The organism is Microbacterium sp. 1.5R (assembly GCF_007667425.1).
In the GTDB taxonomy this organism is placed as follows: Bacteria; Actinomycetota; Actinomycetes; order Actinomycetales; family Microbacteriaceae; genus Microbacterium.
The window spans coordinates 1-16844 of sequence record NZ_VDRC01000001.1; the positions used below are offsets into that span (position 1 = coordinate 1).

The window sequence follows — 16844 nt, forward strand, 5'->3', positions numbered from 1 at the left end:
CCACCGTGTCACCCACCACACCGATACCACCCGCACCCAACACCCCCGACTTCACCGCAGACAGCGCGGCTCCGGGAGCGATCGGAACGGTGGCGTTCGCCGTCGCAGGGGCAAGGGTTCCGCGCACAGGCGTACCGGTGACGGTGACGGCGTTCGACACAGCGCCGGCGTCGACGTCGGACTGGAGAAGGGTGTAGGTCGCCGTAGCGGTCGCCGTGCTGCCCGGGGCGAGCACGCCGGGCAGCGCGGGATCCGGCCATGTCACGGTCAGCGGGCCGAGGCCGGTGAGAGTGTCATCGAAGCCGACCTCGCTGACGGTGACGTCTCCGCTGTTCACGACCGAGAGCCGGAAGTCCACCGTGTCTCCCGCACGACCGGTCGAGCCAGGGGCGAGTGCGCCGCTCTTCGTGGCGCTGAGCGCGGGCGAGGCAGCGGCGAGCGGGGTGGTCGCCGAGGCGTCCGCCGACGCGACCGGCTCATCGCCGGGAGCGGTCGCCGCAGCCCGCGCGACGTTGACGACCTCGCCGGCGTCGACGTCGCTCTGGCGCACCGTGTAGCGCGCCGAGGCGGCGACCTCGTCACCCGGGGCCAGCACACCGGTCTCCCCGCTCGGCCAGGTGCCGAAGGCGATCCCGGAGAGGCCGTCGAGGTCATCGGCGATGTCCGCGCCCGACAACGTCGTGTTGCCGGTGTTGCGCAGCGTGAACGTGTACGCGATCGAGTCGCCCAGCACACCGGTGCCGTCGAGCGCCTCCTCCTTGACGAGGACCAGCGCGGGGGCACGTGTTTCGGTGTCGAGGGTCAGCGAATCGGAGGCGGCAACCGCAACGCCCGAGGGCGTCACCCCCGAGACGCTCGCGGTGTTCGTGATACCGCCCGCATCCACGTCTGCCTGGGTGACGGTGTAGGTGGCCGTGGCCGTGACGGACTCGGCGGGGGCGAGAACGCCGGTCGCGCCGGGCCACGCCCCGAAAGTGATCTGCGACAGTCCGGGGAGGGCATCACTGAGGGCGATGGCATCGATCGTCGCCGTGCCGGCGTTGCCGACGGTGAAGGTGTAGGTGATGACCTGACCGACCGCGAGATCGCCGTCAGGCGACGCCGTCTTGACCAGCGTGAGTCCGGCCGTCGATGAGATCGGAACCGTCGCCGGGGCGGTCGCGGATACCACGGCGCCCGACGGCGCCGCTCCCCGGCCGGTGACGACACTGACGATGGATCCCGCGTCGACATCGGCCTGGGTCAGCACGGTGGTCGCGGTGGCGGTGACGAAGGCGCCGGGCGCGAGCTGTCCGACCGGGCCGATCCACTCGTAGGAGGGCGCGGTCGTCCCCGCCAGCGCATCGCTGAGCGCAGCACCGGTGAGCGTGACGTTGCCCGTGTTGCGCAGCGTATAGGTCCAGGTCACGGTCGAGCCCGCCGCGGAGCCGGGCGGCAGTGATCCGCTGTTGGTGACCGCGACCGATGGCGACGCGCTCTCGACCGGAACGACGCTCTGCGGAGACTCCGTCGACACCGGTCCCGCGGGGGCGGAGCCCGATGCCGTGGCGGTGTTGAGCACCCGCCCTGCATCGATGTGCTGCTGCGTGATGGTGAGCGTCGCGCTGGCGGTCGCAGTCTCTCCCGGATCCAGCACGCCGGCGGTTCCCGGCCAGGCCACGTCGACGGCAGACAACCCCGCCAACGGATCGGTGATGGCTATGCCGCTGACCGTCACGTTGCCGGTGTTGCTCACGGTGAAGGAGTAGGTGATCTGATCGCCGAGACCCGCCTCGCCGGGGAGCGTGCTGCCGCTCTTGGTGAGCCGCAGCTCGGCCCTCTGGGCGCCTGTGGCGATCTCGACGGAGTCGGCAGCCTCGGTCTCCTCGCCGGCGAGGGACACGCCGGATGCCGTGACCGTGTTGACCACCGACCCGTCGTTCACGTCCTCCTGCGTGATCTCATAAGTCGCGACAGCGGTGGCCTGTGCGCCCGGTGCGAGCACTCCCGGAGCCGCCGCATCGGGCCAGGTGATGGTCGGAGTCAGTCCGGGGATGCTCTCGGCCAGCTCGACGTCGGTGAGGGTCACGTTCCCTGTGTTCACCACGACGAAGTCGAAGCGGATGTCGTCGCCGGCCTCACCGTCGTCGACGCTGTCGCCGAGCACGGTTCCCGTCTTCGACACCGAGATCGAGGGAGCTGCGGAGAGCGGGATCGTCACGTCGTCGGTCTCCGTGACGGTCGCGCCGCCCGGGGCCGTCGCGGTGCCGCTCACAACGTTGGCCACGCTCCCTGCATCCACGTCAGCCTGCGTCAGCGGATAGCTGGCTGTCGCGGTGACCACCTGGTTCGGCGCGAGCACACCGGGATCGCCAGGCCAGGAGTACACGAGCGGCGACACGGCCGGCTCGAGGTCGGCGAGGACGACTCCTGTGAGCGTGACGTTGCCTGTGTTGCGCACCGAGAACGAGTACGCCACGGAGTCGCCGGCCCGCGGCGTCGCTGCGCCACGGAGCGTTCCGGTCTTCACGACCTCGATGTCGGGGTTCTGCGGGGCGGTCGACGTGACGACCGTGTCCGAGGGGTCGCTCACCGCCGGCCCGCTCGGCGGGGTGCCTGTGGAGCTCGCCGTGTTCGTGACCGATCCGGTGTCGAGGTCGGTCTGGGTGATGCGGTGGGTGGTGGTCGCCGTCACCGATTCCCCGGGCTGCAACGTGCCGTTAGCGCCCGGCCACGGGCCGTAGGCGAGCGGACTGAGACCGGGCGCCGGGTCGGAGACGAGCACACCCGTCAGCGTGACGTTTCCGGTGTTCGTGGCTCGGATCGTGTAGGTGATGAGGTCGCCCAGCTGCCCGGTGCCGCTCACGGTTGCGCTCTTCGTCGTGAGGACGGCGGGAGCCGATGCCGTGGTGGGAAGCACCACGGTCTGCGACGTCGCCGTCACGGCGGCCCCCGTCGGCGGTCGACCCGACACCGTCGCCGTGTCGGAGATCGACCCCGTGTTCACGTCGCTCTGACGCACCTGGTAGGTCGCCGTCGCGGTCACGGTCTGGTTCGGCGCCAGCGTGCCAGGTGTCCCGGAGGGCCAGCCGCCGTAGGAGATGGCGGAGAGACCGCTGTGAGGGTCGGCGACCGTGACGCCCGTCAGAGTGACGTTCCCGGCATTGCGAACCGTGTACGTGTACGTGATGGTGTCGCCGACTGCTCCGGAGCCGGAGGTGTACGCGCCGGTCTTCTGCAGTGTGAGCGCCGGTGCCGAGGAGAGGGGCACGGTTGCCGAGCCGGTCGCCGTCGTCGACTGCCCGCGAGGCGGAGTGCCGGTCGCGGTCGCCGCGTTGGACACCGCACCCGCGTCGACGTCGGTCTGCCGCACGGTCGACGTTGCCGTCGCGACGACGGCCTCACCCGGGGCGAGCACTCCGGCGGTGCCGGACGGCCACGGGCCGTAGGCGAGATCGCTGATGCCCGGGAGCGAGTCGGTCGCGCTGACCCCGGTGAGGGTCACGTTGCCGGCGTTGCGCAGGGTGACCGTCCAGGTGATCGTCTCTCCGGCCACACCGGTCGCGCCGGCGGGGAGTGCTCCGGATTTGACGACCTGCAGACGCGGATCGATCGCGGCGGTCGGGGTCGTGACCGAGCCCGATGCGGCGGACACGCCCGCACCGCTCGGCGCGATGCCGCTGCCCATGGCGACGTTGACGATCGAGCCGGCATCGACGTCTGCCTGGGTGATCGTGTGGCTCGCCCTCGCGACGACCTCTGCGCCCGGGGCGAGGGTGCCTGGCGAACCCGGCCACGTGTAGGCGAACGGCGTCAGTCCGGTGAGAGGATCGCTCACGACGACACTGCTCAGCGTCACGTTGCCGGAGTTGACAACCCGGACTGTGTAGTCGACGGTGTCGCCCACGGCGCCCGTGCCGGAGACCACCGCCGTCTTCGTCGTGGTGAGCGCCGGACCCGCGGGCACCGTCGCCAGCGCGACTGTCGGCGAGTCCGCGCCGATCGTCGGGCCGCTCGGCGGGGTCCCGACGACGCGAGCGGTGTTGCGCACCGTTCCTGCATCGACATCGGCCTGGGTGACGGTGTACGTCGCCGTCCCGACCACCTGCGCGCCCGGCGCAAGGGTGCCCGGAGCGCCGGGCCAGGTGAGGTCGATCGGCCCGAGTCCGGCGTGCGGGTCCGTGAGGGCGACACCGGTCAGCGTGACGTTGCCGGCATTGCGCGCGGTGAACGTGTAGGTGATGACGCTGCCGACGGCACCGCTGCCCTGCGAGTAGACACCCGTCTTACCGAGGGTCAGCTGCGCACCCGGGGTGATCGGCAGAGTCGCTGCGGCAGAGGCCTGCACGTCCGCGCCGTTCGGAGGGGTTCCCGTGGCCGTCGCGGTGTTCGCAACCGATCCCGCGTCGACGTCCGACTGCGTGAGGGCTCGCGTCGCGCTCGCGGTCACGCTCTGACCCGGCTGCAGGGTGCCGACGGCACCTGGCCACGTCCCATAGGAGATCGCCGAGAGGCCCGGCAGCGGATCCGAGACGCCGACACCCGTCAGGGTCACGTTCCCGGCATTGCGCACGGTGAAGCTGTAGGTGACGACGTCCCCCGCTCTGCCGGTGGCTCCGGGAGCCAGGCTCGCGGTCTTGTCGAGAGTCAGGCGGGGTGCAGCCGTCGCCGTCGGGGTCACGAGCTCGTTCGAGGAGCCGTCGACTGCCGCTCCGCCAGGGGCCGTCGCCGTCGCCACGGCGCGGTTGCGCACCGAGCCGGCATTCACATCGCTCTGGGTGATGACGTAGGTCGCTCTGGCCGTCGCCGCCTGGCCAGGGGCGAGCACACCGACCGCGCCGGGCCAGGTGATCGCGAGGGCGGAGAGTCCGGGCAGCGGGTCCGACAGGGTGACGCCCGAGAGTGTCTGATTGCCGGTGTTCTCGGCGCGGATCGTATACGTGATGACGTCGCCGACGCGGTTGCCGGCGGCGGTGGTCGCGCTCTTCGTGACCGCGAGGCGCGGAGCGGCGGCAGACGTCGGGACGACGGCCTCGGCCGAGGTCGAGCTCACCACCGCCCCGGTCGGCGGCCGTCCGCTCACGGTGGCGGTGTTGCGCACCGACCCCGCGTCGACATCGGCCTGGCGGACGGTGTAGCCAGCGGTTCCGGTGGCGGTCTGACCGGGCGCGAGAGTTCCAGCGGCACCCGGCCAGGTGATCACCGGAGCACTGAGACCGGGGAGGGTGTCAGTCAGGGTGATGCCGTTGAGGGTGACGTTGCCGGAGTTGCGGATCGTGAACGAGAACGTGGCGGTGCTGCCGACGCCGCCGTCGCCCGCCGTGATCGCGCCCGTCTTCGCGACGCTGATCGACGGCACTGCGGCGATGCGCACGGTCGAGGGAGCGCTGCCCGTCACCGCGGCTCCTCGCGGAGGCGTCCCGGACGCCGTGGCGGTGTTGGCGACGGCGCCCGCGTCGACGTCCGTCTGCCTCACCGTGTACGTCGCCGTGCCCGACACGCTCTGTCCTGGTTGCAGTGTTCCCGCCGCCCCTGCCCATCCGGTGAGCGTGACCGGCGCAGTGCCGATCAGCGGGTCCGCGAGTGACACGCCCGTGAGCGTCACGTTTCCGGCGTTGCGCACGGTGAACGCGTAGCTGATGGTGTCTCCGGCGACTCCCGTTCCGTTCAGCGTGCCGACCTTGGTCACGGCGATGGCGGGGGCGATCGCGGCGGTCGGCGTCGTCACCGTGCCCGAGGCGGCCGTGGCGGTCGTTCCCCCACCCGTGCCGCGCGCACTCGCGGTGTTCGTGACGGACCCGGCGTTCACGTCCGCCTGCGTCACCGTGTAACTTGCGGTCGCGACGGCGGTCTGGCCTGGCGCGAGGGTGCCCGAAGAGCCAGGCCACTGGTACTGCAGCGCTCCGAGGCCCGGAAGCGGATCATCGATGGCGACGCCTGTGAGCGTGACGTTGCCCGTGTTGCTCGCGCGGAAGGTGTACGTGACGATGCTGCCGACGCCACCGCCACCACCCGCCGCGGTCTTGGTCACGGCGATCGACGGTGCGGCCGCGATCGTGGCAACGGTCACCTCGCCCGAAGAGGCGGTGATCGCTGGACCGGTGGGCGGCGTGCCCGCCACCGAGGCAGTGTTCCTCGCCGATCCGGCGTCCACGTCCGACTGGCGCACGGTGTAGGTGGCCGTCGCCGTGACGGTCTGGTTCGGCTGCAGCGTTCCCGCAGTGCGCGGCCACGTGTAGGTGATGCTCGAGAGTCCCGGATGCGGGTCCGTGATGGCGACACCGGTGAGGGTGACGTTGCCGGTGTTGCGCGCCGAGAACGAGTAGGTGATGGTGCTCCCGACGGATCCGTTGCCCGAGGTCACCGCACCCGTCTTCGAGAGCACGATCCCAGGAGCGGATGCCAGCGAGACGGTGGCTGGTGCAGTGCTCGTCACCGCCGTCCCGCTCGGCGGCGTGCCCGAGCCGGTCGCGGTGTTGCTCACCGCACCCGAATTCACGTCGGTCTGGGAGATGGTCGAGGTCGCTGTCGCCGTGACCGTCTGACCCGGCTGCAGCACGCCTGCCGTGCCACTCGGCCAGCTCCCGTACGTCGGCGCGGAGATACCGGGCAGCGAGTCGGCGACCGAGACCCCCGACAGCGTCACGTTGCCGGAGTTGCGCAGCGTGATCGACCAGATGATGGTGTCTCCGGCCCGCCCCGACGATCCGCTCTGCAGAGCGCCGGACTTCGTCGTCACGATGCTGGACGACGCCGTCACCGTGTTCGTCGTCACCGTCCCGGACGTGCTCGTCACAGGAGTCGCGCCGTACGACGCGGTGGACGACGCGACGTTGCGCACCGACCCGGAGTTCACGTCGGTCTGTCTGATCGTGTAGGTCGCGACGGCGCTCACCGTCTGGCCGGGGGCCAGGGTCCCTGCCGTGCCTGGCCAGGTGTAGGTGAACGCCGAGAGGCCCGGGAGCGTGTCCGACACGTCGACGCCGGTGAGCGTGACGTTGCCGGTGTTCGTCGTGCGGACCGTGTAGGTGATCACGTCGCCGACCGAGGCGGTGCCGGAGACGGTCGCGCTCTTCGACGTCGTGGTGGCGGGCGCGGCCGCGGCCGTCGCGACCCGCGTGGTAGGCGACGATCCCGAGACGGCTGCCCCGCCGGGGGTGCGCGCCGAGGCCGTCGCCGTGTTCGTGACGGCACCGGCATCCACGTCCGCCTGACGGACCGTGTAGGTCGCGCGTCCCTGCACGGTCTGGCCGGGCGCGAGGGTTCCCGCCGTACCCGGCCACGTGTAGCTGACGGCCGACAACCCGGGCAACGGATCCGCGATCGCGACCTGGGTCAGGGTCACGTTGCCGTTGTTGGTCGCGGAGAACGTGTAGGTGACCGTGCTTCCCACGCCGCCGGCGCCCGAGGTGATCGCCCCGGATTTGAGCACGGCGAGTGCGCCGGACGGCGTCACGGGCAGCGTGAACGCCCTGGTCTGAGAGAGCCGCGCGCCGGAGGGAGGCAATGCGGTCGCCGTCGCGGTGTTCGCGACCGACCCCGCGTCCACATCGGACTGCTTCAATGTGTAGGTCGCGGTGGCTGTCACGGCCTGTCCAGGCGCGAGCGTACCCGCCGTGCCGGGCCACGTGTACGTGAGAGCGGACAGCCCGGCCAGCGGATCGCTGATGGCCGCCTCGGTCAGGGTCACGTTGCCGCTGTTCACCAGACGGAACGAGTACGTGACGACGTCGCCGGCTCGTCCGGTGCTGCCAGGCGCGAGCGCGCCGGACTTCGTGAAGGTCACGGCAGGGGCGGATGCCGCCGTGGACACGACCGACTGGCTGCTCGGTGCCGTGAGCGTGGCACCGGCGGGCGTTCGTGCGGATCCCGTGGCCGTGTTCCGCACGGCGCCCGCATCGACGTCGGCCTGGGTCACGGTGTACGTGGCGGTGGCGGTGACCGTCTGCCCCGGGGCGAGGGTTCCGGCCGTGCCCGGCCAGCTGTACACGAGAGTCGAGAGCCCCGCGAGGGGGTCGGCGATGGCGACCGACGTCAGTGTCGTGTTGCCGGTGTTGCGGGCGGTGAAGCTGTAGGTGATCGTGCTGCCGACTCCGCCGCTCCCCTGGGTGACGGACCCCGACTTCGTCGTCGTGAGTCCCGGCGCGGAGGCGACGGTGGCGACCGAGACCTGAGGGGACGAACCCGAGATCGTCGTGCCGCTCGGAGTGCGGGCGCTTGCGGTGGCGGTGTTGCGGACGCTTCCGGCATCCACGTCCGCCTGGGTGATGGTGTAGAAGGCGGTGGCCGTGGCGGCCTGACCGACAGGAAGGCTTCCGGCGGTCGACGTGGGCCAGGTGATCACCGGAGGGGAGAGCCCGGGCAGCGGATCCACCAGAGACGCATTGGCGAGGGTGACGTTGCCGGTGTTCCGGATCGTGAACGAGTAGTTGATCCGGTCGCCGACGCGACCCGTCGCTCCGCTCGCGAGCGCTCCCGTCTTGGTCACCGTGACCGCCCCCGCCGACGCGATGGGGGTGACCCGATTGGCGGATCCGGACGGACGTACGCCGCCGTCGTCGTCCGCGGCACTCACCGTCGCCGTGTTGGCCACGGATCCGGCATCCACGTCGCTCTGCTTGAGCGTGTAGGTGGCGGTCGCCGTGACCGATTGCCCGGCCGTCAGGACACCGGTCGCGCCCGGCCACGTCCCGAACGTGATCGTCGAGAGCCCGACGAGCGGATCCGCGATGACGATGTCGCGCAGGGTCGACTGCCCGGTGTTCGTCACGGTGAAGGTGTAGATGACGACGTCGCCGACGCGACCGGTGCCGCCGGGGGCGAGGGCGCTGGTCTTGGCCAGGCTGATCGCACTGAGCAGCACTGTCGTGCTGTCGCTGTCCTGGGCCAGGAAGTCGCCGACGACCGTTCGGGCAGTCGCCTCCGCGGTCGACACGTATCCGGTCGCCGAGGCCGCCGTAGCCGTACAGGTGTACGTGGTGGTCTGCAGCGGGGCCAGCGTGAGCGTGCCGAGGTTCCGCGCACAGTTCGCCTGATCATCGGTCACGACGATGTTGCGCAGAGTGCCCGCGCCCGTGTTGGTGATGCGGATCGTGAACGTCGCGAGCTCGCCCGCGGTGCGGGACTGCGTGTCCAGGGTGCCGTCGTAGGTCTTCACCAGCTGAAGGCCGGCGGTGGGAACGGAGAGCATCGCATTGCGGAGCAGATACGAGTCGCCCGACGTCCCGAGACGGAGATTCACGGTCGAGTCGCCGGCGACCACGTTCGTCAACGGCGCGGTCGCTACGTCCACGCTCTGATTGGTGAAGGTCGTCCCCGCCGTGCCCGTGTATCTGACCGAGCCGATGGCCCGCGAGATGCCGATGTTGCCCGTGGCGCCCGCAGCGTTGGGGATCTCGGTGTACGCCGATGACCCGCCGCGCGAGTAGGAGGCCGTGTCGCCGGTGATGTTCCGGTCTCCCTCGAAGAGCGTGAATCCGACCCTGGTCCCCGCGGCGACAGCGGTGAAGCCGTTGAAGGCGACGGTCAGGTCGGCATCGTTCGCTCCCTGACGCACGTGACCCTCGTAGTAGATGATGTTGTGCGGCACGGAGGCGGCGTTGTCCGGGATGAACGTGCCGTAATCGTAGACGACGTTGATCGACCAGCCGGCGTAGCAGCCGGCGCCCGTCGGCGTCCAGATGTTGCCGGCGGAGATGGTGATCTCGGAGCCGGTGGTGACGGATGCGAACGCGGACGTCACGTCGGCGCTGGCCGAGTAGTACAGCGCCGTGGCCTGCGAGGCGGGGTCCTGCAGCATGCTCTGCGGCGCGACCTCGATGATCCCCGCCCCTCCGACCTTCAGCTGCACGGCTCTCGTGGTGTACCCGGTGGCGCTGCCCGACGGCATGGTGGCGACACCGCGAGCAGCGGAGTACTGGGAGCAGAGCCGACGCGTGTCGCCGGTGTAGACGCCCGTGTTCGCACTCCAGGTGAGGAAGGCCTTGACCACGGTCGCGCCGGCGGGAACGGTGATCGTGGCGCTGCTCGAATTCGAGGTGAAGCCCGTGACCGAGTTGTTCTGGGTCATCACGAAGTTGTCGTTGACGTTCTGCGCGTTCGTGCTCGAGGCGGCGTGCAGATCGGCGCACGTGCCGTTCGTGGTGGCGGTCGTCGCAGAGCAGGCCAGCACGCCGTTACCGGCCATGATGAAGTCGCCGTTGACGTTGGCCTGGTAGTTCGGCGAGGTGCCGGAGTTCGTGCCCCACTGGACGACGGCTGCCTCGGCCGTCTGCGCGGTGCCGAGAGTGAGTCCGGCTGCGATGACTGCGATCGCGGTCGTCATCGCGACGATCGATCGTCGCAGGCGACGCCGAACACCTCCCCCCTCCATGACCGCGGACCCCCTGCGCATCCCGTCCTCGACCCGTGCAGTCGAGCGACGCGGTAAATACGTTAGGCGAACTCACAGGTGTTGACAATGGGGCGGGTGGGACTGATGAGTCCTGTGAACGCTCCCATGCCGCCCGCTCCCGCACAGGACCAGGCATTTTGGAATATCGACCCGTCCTCTCTCGACGAATGTCCACCTCGCCAGACGAATGTCCATTTCGCTCGACCTCCGTCGAGATGCCTGCCAACGAGACGCGCCTTATCGGACAGATGTCCGATAACATTGGAGCATGGATGCGCGAACACGGCGGACGAGCGTCCGCCTCCGCGCCGCGGCTCTCGAGCTGGCCGAGCACACCCCGATCGACGATGTCACCGTCGCGTCGATCTGCGCGAGAGCCGGCGTGACGCGCGACACGTTCTACCGCCATGCCGCGAATGCGGTCGGCCTTCTGGCCGACGCCCTGGCCTCCGAGATCGCCGAGGCGACGGAAGGGCTCCCTCACGCCGAGCTGATAGGCGATGCCGAGCGCGCGCTGCTCGAGCATGTGCATCGGAGAGCGCGCGTGTACCGCGGCGCCATGCATCCGCTGCTGTCGGCTCCCCTGCGCGACAACCTCGACCGCTCGATCCGCGCCGGTCTGCTCCTTTGGGTCGAACTGCACCCCGAGATCGTGCCGCGCGTCTTCTCGCACGACGACGCCGCCCTGGCCATCGCGATCGCATACGCCGCCTCCGGCACGGTCGGAGCGATCGAGGAATGGCTGCGCCACGGAGACGACGACATCGACCGCGCCGTGAAGCTCGTTCTCGCGGCGTCACCGGAGTGGTGGCTGCGCTGACAGCCACCGGAATGGAGAGAAGGATGAAGGCCGCACTGTTCCACGCGAAGGAAGACCTCCGCGTGGAGGACGTCTCAGAACCGACCCCAGAGCCCGGCCAGGTGAAGCTGCGCAACGCGTTCGCCGGCATCTGCGGGTCCGACCTGCACGTGTATTACAGCCCCGAAGCCGCGGGTCTCGACTTCGATCACCCGCATCCGGTCACCGGGTCGACGCTCCCCCAGATCCTCGGACACGAGTTCTCCGGCACCGTGGTCGAGCTCGGTGCGGGCGTGACCGGTGTGCAGGTCGGCGATCGCGTCGCTGTCTGGCCGATCTACTACTGCGGGGAATGTGCGGCCTGTCGCCGTGGCATGTTCAATGCCTGCCAGAAGATCGGATTCCACGGTCTCAGCTCGCACGGCGGCGGTATGGCCGAGTTCACGACCGTCGACGCCTCGAAGCTGCACTCCCTGCCCGACAACGTCGATCTTCGGATGGGCGCTCTCGTCGAGCCGATGGCGGTCGCCTGGCACGCCGTCTCACGCAGCGGTGTCGAAGCCGGTGGGAGCGCGCTCATCGCCGGCGCCGGCCCGATCGGCATCGGCGTCTGGTTCGCGCTCAAAGCGCGAGGCGTGCGGAACGTGCTCGTGTCGGAGCCGAGCGCCGACCGGCGTGCGATCATCTCCGCCCTCGGCGCGTCCGTCATCGACCCGGTGAACGAAGACCTGGGCCAGGCGGTGGCCGACCTCACCGATGGCGAGGGGGTCGACGTGGCGTTCGACGCGGCAGGCGCGGGCCCCGCCATCACGTCGTCGCTCGCGAACCTCGTTCCCGGTGGCCGCGTCGTGGTGGTGGCGATCCACGAGCGCCCGATGGAGTTCATGCCGACGCAGTTGGTGATGGGCGAGACCGAGATCGCGGGAGCGCTGGCCTACCTGCCGGAGGACTTCGACGCCGTCATCGAGGCGATGTCGCGCGGTGTGTACGACACGACCGGCTGGGTGCAGGAGGTAGCGCTCGAAGAGGTGGTCGACGCGATACACGCACTTCGCGGCGGCGCGGGCGCGAAAATCCTGGTCGAGGCGAGCTGACCGCTCGACGAGGGGTCGGCCGGAGCCTCCGATCGACCCCTCGCCCGCCTGCCCGACGCCGATCACCCGGCGGGTGCGGCGGATGCGGTCAGACCTCGACGGAACGGGCGCTTCGCACCCGGAACCAGAGCGTGAGCTCGGCCAGAGCGCGGCGCGCGGTGTCGTCGTCGGCGTCGGCATCGAGGTCGGAGAACGAATCGCGGTATCCCGTCGGCACGCTCTCGTCGTCACGTCGAAGAGCGCGGTACCCCATGGTCCAGTCGGGGAAACGACGGCGTGCCAGACGCTCTTCGAGCAGCACCCGCATGTCGCGATGACGAGGATCCCGTCTGATGCGCTCCGCGAGGCCCCGCACCACGTCGCCCTCCCCTTCGAGGACCTGAATGAAGCGACCGTCGCGATAGAGCAGCATGCCGGTCACCGCCGCGTCAGCATTGTTCTGACGACACTCGTCGAGGAGCTGCCCGAGCGCGCCCTCGGAGAATGGCTGAGACGCGTTGCTGGTGTAGACGAGCGCCCGCAGTCCCGTGTCCTCCCCCGTCACGAAGCGGTGCCCTGCAGGCCGTCGTCGGCGAGAACGCCGTCGAGGTCGAGCCGCTCCGACCTGGCAGCGACCGCCGCAGTCGCTTCGCCGAGTGTCGAGAAATCGCCCAGCCCCTCGGAGCGAGCGTCGAATGCTCGGAACCGCCCGCTGGGCTGACGGTCGACGTAGCCGAGGAAGTCGCCGGCACGGCTGCCCACATGGAAGCCCTCTTCGACGCACGCCCAGAGGACGTCCGAAGATGACGTGGTCATCCGCTCACCAATCCCAATCGTTGCTCGGGTACGACAGCGGCTCGAACTGAGCCGATGATGCCTGCTGGTCCGTCTCCACCGAGACGACCACCCGTGAAGTCGAGTGGATGAGCACACTCACGAGGTCGTCTCCATCGGAGAGGTCGACGAAAGCAGGCGGCGAGGCCGCCGCCGCTTCGATCTGCGACATGACATGGACGAGATCTCGCTCGCCGCTCAGCACGAAGTCTCGGCCGTCGATCTCGATGTGCGTCAGTTTCATATGCCGTCTCCCCGTCGCTGCGCTGCCACAGTACGTCGTGTTCGGACGATGAGGAGAGGGGCTTGCAGGATGGCGGAGCGCGAGGTAGCGCTACGAGGCGTCGGCAGTCTCCAGCCCGCCCTGGAGCGGAGTCTCCGTGGGCTCGGGGACGAGGCGGAGCCCGCCGGGACTGTTGGCGGTGAATGCGAGCGCTTCGATCCAGGCACGGTTGATCGACGGCTGCCGACTTCCGAAGTACTTGAAGGCGAGGGCGCTGCCGGAGTGCACCCACACCGTCACTCGGCCGCCACCCAGACTGGACTCGTTGGCCCAGCTGAAGGAGAAGGGCTCACCGCGACGGAGCTTCGCCGTGATGACCAGTTGCAGGTGGGTGAGAGCCCGGTCTTCGATGTCGACCTTCTCGTCACCCTCGTAAATGAGACGTCCCACGGAATCGCGATCCTCATAGGCCACGGGAACCTGTTCGACGAGGCGCGACCGAGGTGATCGCAGGGGTGGCGATGACAAGCATTACACATCTTCGACCGAGTTCAGCTATCGCCGAGATGTTCACAGTGAAGGGCGAGACACCATCGCTGCAGCCCCGTGATTCGGCCTCTCGCCCCATTGCGAGAGGCCGAATCGACGACGGACGGATCGCGGATGCGCACTCTCCCCCGGAGTCCCTTCGTGGTCGCACCCGGCGCCGCCCTGCAACGTCACGGCGGCGCGCCGTCATGACGTTTCGAGAACAGTACGCGAGGAGGGCAGCTGCCTCAGAACTCGAAGCCGCTCAGATGACGAATCGTCACCTGACCGATATATCCCGAGCGCGGAGACGGCCCCTCAGCTCTCTGGCTCCGCGAGCCCCTCCGCCGGATCGAGCACAGCGGAGGGCAACAAAAAACCCCCGGAAAACCGGGGGTTCATCTGTGCGCGATACTGGGATCGAACCAGTATCCGGACTACTGGGAACTTCCGCGTGATACCGCCATCTTGCCGCATCCTGGTGCAGATTTCGCCGGATCGTGTTAAGGTCACTGGGAACCGCAAGAAGACACTAGCGGACACGAGATATTGCCCGTTATTGCCCAGGAGGCTCCCAGATGGTGACTAAGAAGAGGAAGCGACGCGAGTCCTTCGGCGCGATCCGCCAGCGCTCCTCAGGCCGCTACCAGGCTTCCTACGTCGGCCCCGATGGCGAGCGGCACAACGCACCGCAGACGTTCGACGGCATCACCGACGCCCGCGGTTGGCTCGCAGTGCAGCAGGCCCGCATCCTCGACGGCACATGGTCGGAGTTCGACACGGCTCGAGCGGAACAGGCGAGCAAGGGCCGCGGGCTGACGTTTGCCGACTATGCCGACGACTGGGTATCCACTCGCACGAATCGTCAAGGCGACCACCTGCGACCCCGGACCATTGCGGAGTACCGGCGCCTGATCGCTGGGCCGCTTCTGCCGTTTGCCGATGCGCGCGTGACCGCGATTACACCAGATCAAGTGCGCGCCTGGTATTCATCAATGATCGAGGCCGGCACGAAGACACAGGCCGCGCGTGCATACGAGCTCCTGAAGTCCATCCTGTCGACAGCAACCCTTGACGGGCGGATCAAGGTCAACCCCTGCCAGATCCGCGGCGGCGCGTCGGCAAGCACGGGTAAGAAGGTCGAGCCTCCTACCGCTGCCGAGTTGCAGGCGATGATCGACTCGATCGCTCCGCGCTTCCAGGCGGCGGTCACACTCGCAGCTTGGGCGGGCCTCCGGTACGGCGAGCTCACGGAGCTGCGCAGGCGAGATCTCGAGTTGGTCGACGCCGGGGATGGCACGCGCTCAATCGTGGTGAATGTTTCTCGCGCTGTGGTCCATGTTCCCAGAACCGGATTCATCGTCGGTCCCACGAAGTCGGAGGCTGGAGTTCGATCCGTCGTCCTCCCGCCTCATGTGAACGGGCTTGTTGAGAAGCACCTCAACGAGAACGTTGGCCGCTCCGCTGACAGCCTCCTCTTCCCCTCCGCGGGCGGAAGCGGCCACCTGGCCCAGTCGGCGTTTTACAAGCACTGGAACCCCGCGCGGCACGCCGCGGGCCGGGGAGATATGCCCTGGCACGCTCTGCGCCACTATGGCGCCACTAGAGCCGCTCTCGCCGGAGCGACCCTCAAGGAGCTGCAGACGCGGCTTGGGCACTCCACGGTCGCAGCAGCGATGCGCTATCAGCACACCGCTGGGCGCGACGAAGAACTCGCGAGGCGCATGAGCGAACTCGCTTAGGAACGTGCCTCTGCGAACGCGGAGGCCAAAAAAGCCCCCATCGAGCGGCAACTCGATGAGGGCGAGGTCACACAACTTGGGAGTCGAAATGACCAGTTCAACTGTATCCGTAATTGCTGACGCACCGCGGTCCTGCACCGTTTACGCATGGTGCCAGCTCGATCACACCGACCCGGAGATCGTGCAGTTCGCGCCCCACTCGCATGAGAAGCGCATCACTCTGAAGGCCGGCGACGTGAGCCAGGGCTTTCTGCTTGAGGTGGTGAAGGGAGTCCCCCGCATCGAGTGCTCTCTAGATGTCGACGAGATCTGGCGCGAGCCGGACGAGGGCACGGATTCTTTCAGGAACCTCAGCGACATCTTCGCCACAGCCTCGAGCCTCTACGAGGCATTCGTCCGGGAGTTGACCCCAACCCTCAAGCGGGCGCACGCCGTCACTCACGAACTCGCAAGTCGAGACATCTGATGGCTGTGCACGAGCGTTTCGCCGCCTTTGAGCGGTCGGGGTTATCGGCCCGCGAGATCGCTCAGCTTTGCGGGGTCTCGAGCCGCACGGTGGTCCGCTGGCGGCATGCGACCGGGCAGAGCCACCGCCCGCCGACAATTCCGATCCCACGCGCACAGTTGGAGCGCGCGCAGCGGTTGCTCGAAGACGGGGCGTCGATAAGCGAGGCCGCTCGGAGCATCGGCTGCTCGAACAAGACTCTCTCGAAGCGTTGGCCACGGTACGCCTGGAGCCAGTCCCAGGCAGGTCGCTTCGCCGCCATGGTCGCCCGTACGCAGCGGGGATGGGCAGAGGAAGGAAGGAGGGATGACTAAGCGCATTTCTGCACCAAGCGCAGTGGAGATGTCCCGCACAGACGACAGTCGATACGATCCGTGGCGCCACGCAGCAACTCTGGGCATCCCGGTTGCGGTGCGGCGCCTGCGCAGTGCGAACGGATACTGGTTCCCCGAATACAGAGAGATCCTGCTCGGCGATCATCTGAGGCCCTGGGCTCAGATGATCGTGCTAGCTCACGAGATCGGTCATGCGTCGTTGGGGCACGTCGAGGATTCAGACCGCAACGAGTGGGAGGCCGATCGATTCGCATGCTCGCACCTTGTACCCCCAGCAGTACTTGATGTGGCGGTTCGCCGTAACGGCTCAAACCTTCGCGCCATACGAAGCGAGCTAGGCGTGACTTCCCGGATTCTGAGGGCGGGCTACACCCCTTTCGCCGACAGCTCCGGCCTGTGATCCAGCGCGGTGAACCTATCATTTCGAGCCGGT

General features: G+C 68.7%; 10 protein-coding genes and 1 pseudogene. 6 read left to right on the plus strand and 5 right to left on the minus strand.

The genetic code is table 11. The annotated features are described in order from the left end of the window. A pseudogene (locus FSY98_RS00005) lies at positions 1 to 10303 on the minus strand (DUF11 domain-containing protein); the annotation flags it as partial. A gap of 337 nt (positions 10304 to 10640) precedes the next feature. Here FSY98_RS00005 and FSY98_RS00010 point away from each other — a divergent pair. Next, entirely contained in the window at positions 10641 to 11192 is a 552-nt protein-coding gene (locus FSY98_RS00010; RefSeq protein ID WP_144872394.1) for a TetR/AcrR family transcriptional regulator, read from the plus strand. 23 nt (positions 11193 to 11215) lie between these two features. After that, positions 11216 to 12265 carry a 2,3-butanediol dehydrogenase gene (locus FSY98_RS00015; protein ID WP_144872397.1) on the plus strand — a complete coding sequence of 350 codons (1050 nt, stop codon included), beginning with the start codon at positions 11216 to 11218 and terminating at the stop codon, positions 12263 to 12265. An 88-nt stretch (positions 12266 to 12353) separates the two neighbouring features. Here the strand turns inward: FSY98_RS00015 and FSY98_RS00020 are convergent, their stop codons facing one another. The 4 genes from FSY98_RS00020 to FSY98_RS00035 all read right to left on the minus strand — a co-directional run bounded on the left by FSY98_RS00020 (position 12354) and on the right by FSY98_RS00035 (position 13751). Further along, positions 12354 to 12809, minus strand: coding sequence for a BLUF domain-containing protein (locus tag FSY98_RS00020; protein WP_144872400.1), 456 nt, complete (start codon positions 12807 to 12809; stop codon positions 12354 to 12356). Beyond that, positions 12806 to 13060: a hypothetical protein gene (locus FSY98_RS00025; RefSeq protein WP_186307492.1), complete on the minus strand. Its 255-nt coding sequence runs from the start codon at positions 13058 to 13060 to the stop codon at positions 12806 to 12808. Before FSY98_RS00025 ends, FSY98_RS00020 begins: the two co-directional genes overlap by 4 nt. A gap of 4 nt (positions 13061 to 13064) precedes the next feature. After that, on the minus strand, positions 13065 to 13322 hold the full coding sequence (locus tag FSY98_RS00030) for a hypothetical protein (protein WP_144872403.1): 258 nt from the start codon (positions 13320 to 13322) through the stop codon (positions 13065 to 13067). 90 nt (positions 13323 to 13412) lie between these two features. Continuing rightward, positions 13413 to 13751 (minus strand): ATP-dependent DNA ligase, encoded by a 339-nt coding sequence (locus FSY98_RS00035; protein WP_144872406.1) that lies wholly within the window; start codon positions 13749 to 13751, stop codon positions 13413 to 13415. 656 nt (positions 13752 to 14407) lie between these two features. Between FSY98_RS00035 and FSY98_RS00040 the strand changes: the two genes are divergently transcribed. The 4 genes from FSY98_RS00040 to FSY98_RS00055 all read left to right on the plus strand — a co-directional run bounded on the left by FSY98_RS00040 (position 14408) and on the right by FSY98_RS00055 (position 16811). Further along, positions 14408 to 15571, plus strand: coding sequence for a site-specific integrase (locus FSY98_RS00040; protein WP_144872409.1), 1164 nt, complete (start codon positions 14408 to 14410; stop codon positions 15569 to 15571). Between the two features lie 88 nt (positions 15572 to 15659). Continuing rightward, positions 15660 to 16037 (plus strand): hypothetical protein, encoded by a 378-nt coding sequence (locus tag FSY98_RS00045; protein ID WP_144872413.1) that lies wholly within the window; start codon positions 15660 to 15662, stop codon positions 16035 to 16037. Then, on the plus strand, positions 16037 to 16390 hold the full coding sequence (locus tag FSY98_RS17015) for a helix-turn-helix domain-containing protein (protein WP_144872416.1): 354 nt from the start codon (positions 16037 to 16039) through the stop codon (positions 16388 to 16390). Before FSY98_RS00045 ends, FSY98_RS17015 begins: the two co-directional genes overlap by 1 nt. Next, positions 16383 to 16811 carry an ImmA/IrrE family metallo-endopeptidase gene (locus FSY98_RS00055; RefSeq protein WP_144872419.1) on the plus strand — a complete coding sequence of 143 codons (429 nt, stop codon included), beginning with the start codon at positions 16383 to 16385 and terminating at the stop codon, positions 16809 to 16811. The genes FSY98_RS17015 and FSY98_RS00055 overlap by 8 nt, the downstream gene beginning before the upstream one ends. The last annotated feature ends 33 nt before the right edge of the window (positions 16812 to 16844 follow it).

Bases quoted from the DNA above. Each gene is read 5' to 3' on its own strand.
- FSY98_RS00045 (WP_144872413.1), top strand. From the start codon at position 15,660: ATGACCAGTTCAACTGTATCCGTAATTGCTGACGCACCGCGGTCCTGC.
- FSY98_RS00030 (WP_144872403.1), bottom strand. From the start codon at position 13,322: ATGAAACTGACGCACATCGAGATCGACGGCCGAGACTTCGTGCTGAGC.
- FSY98_RS00055 (WP_144872419.1), top strand. From the start codon at position 16,383: ATGACTAAGCGCATTTCTGCACCAAGCGCAGTGGAGATGTCCCGCACA.
- FSY98_RS00040 (WP_144872409.1), top strand. From the start codon at position 14,408: ATGGTGACTAAGAAGAGGAAGCGACGCGAGTCCTTCGGCGCGATCCGC.
- FSY98_RS17015 (WP_144872416.1), top strand. From the start codon at position 16,037: ATGGCTGTGCACGAGCGTTTCGCCGCCTTTGAGCGGTCGGGGTTATCG.
- FSY98_RS00025 (WP_186307492.1), bottom strand. From the start codon at position 13,060: ATGACCACGTCATCTTCGGACGTCCTCTGGGCGTGCGTCGAAGAGGGC.
- FSY98_RS00010 (WP_144872394.1), top strand. From the start codon at position 10,641: ATGGATGCGCGAACACGGCGGACGAGCGTCCGCCTCCGCGCCGCGGCT.
- FSY98_RS00015 (WP_144872397.1), top strand. From the start codon at position 11,216: ATGAAGGCCGCACTGTTCCACGCGAAGGAAGACCTCCGCGTGGAGGAC.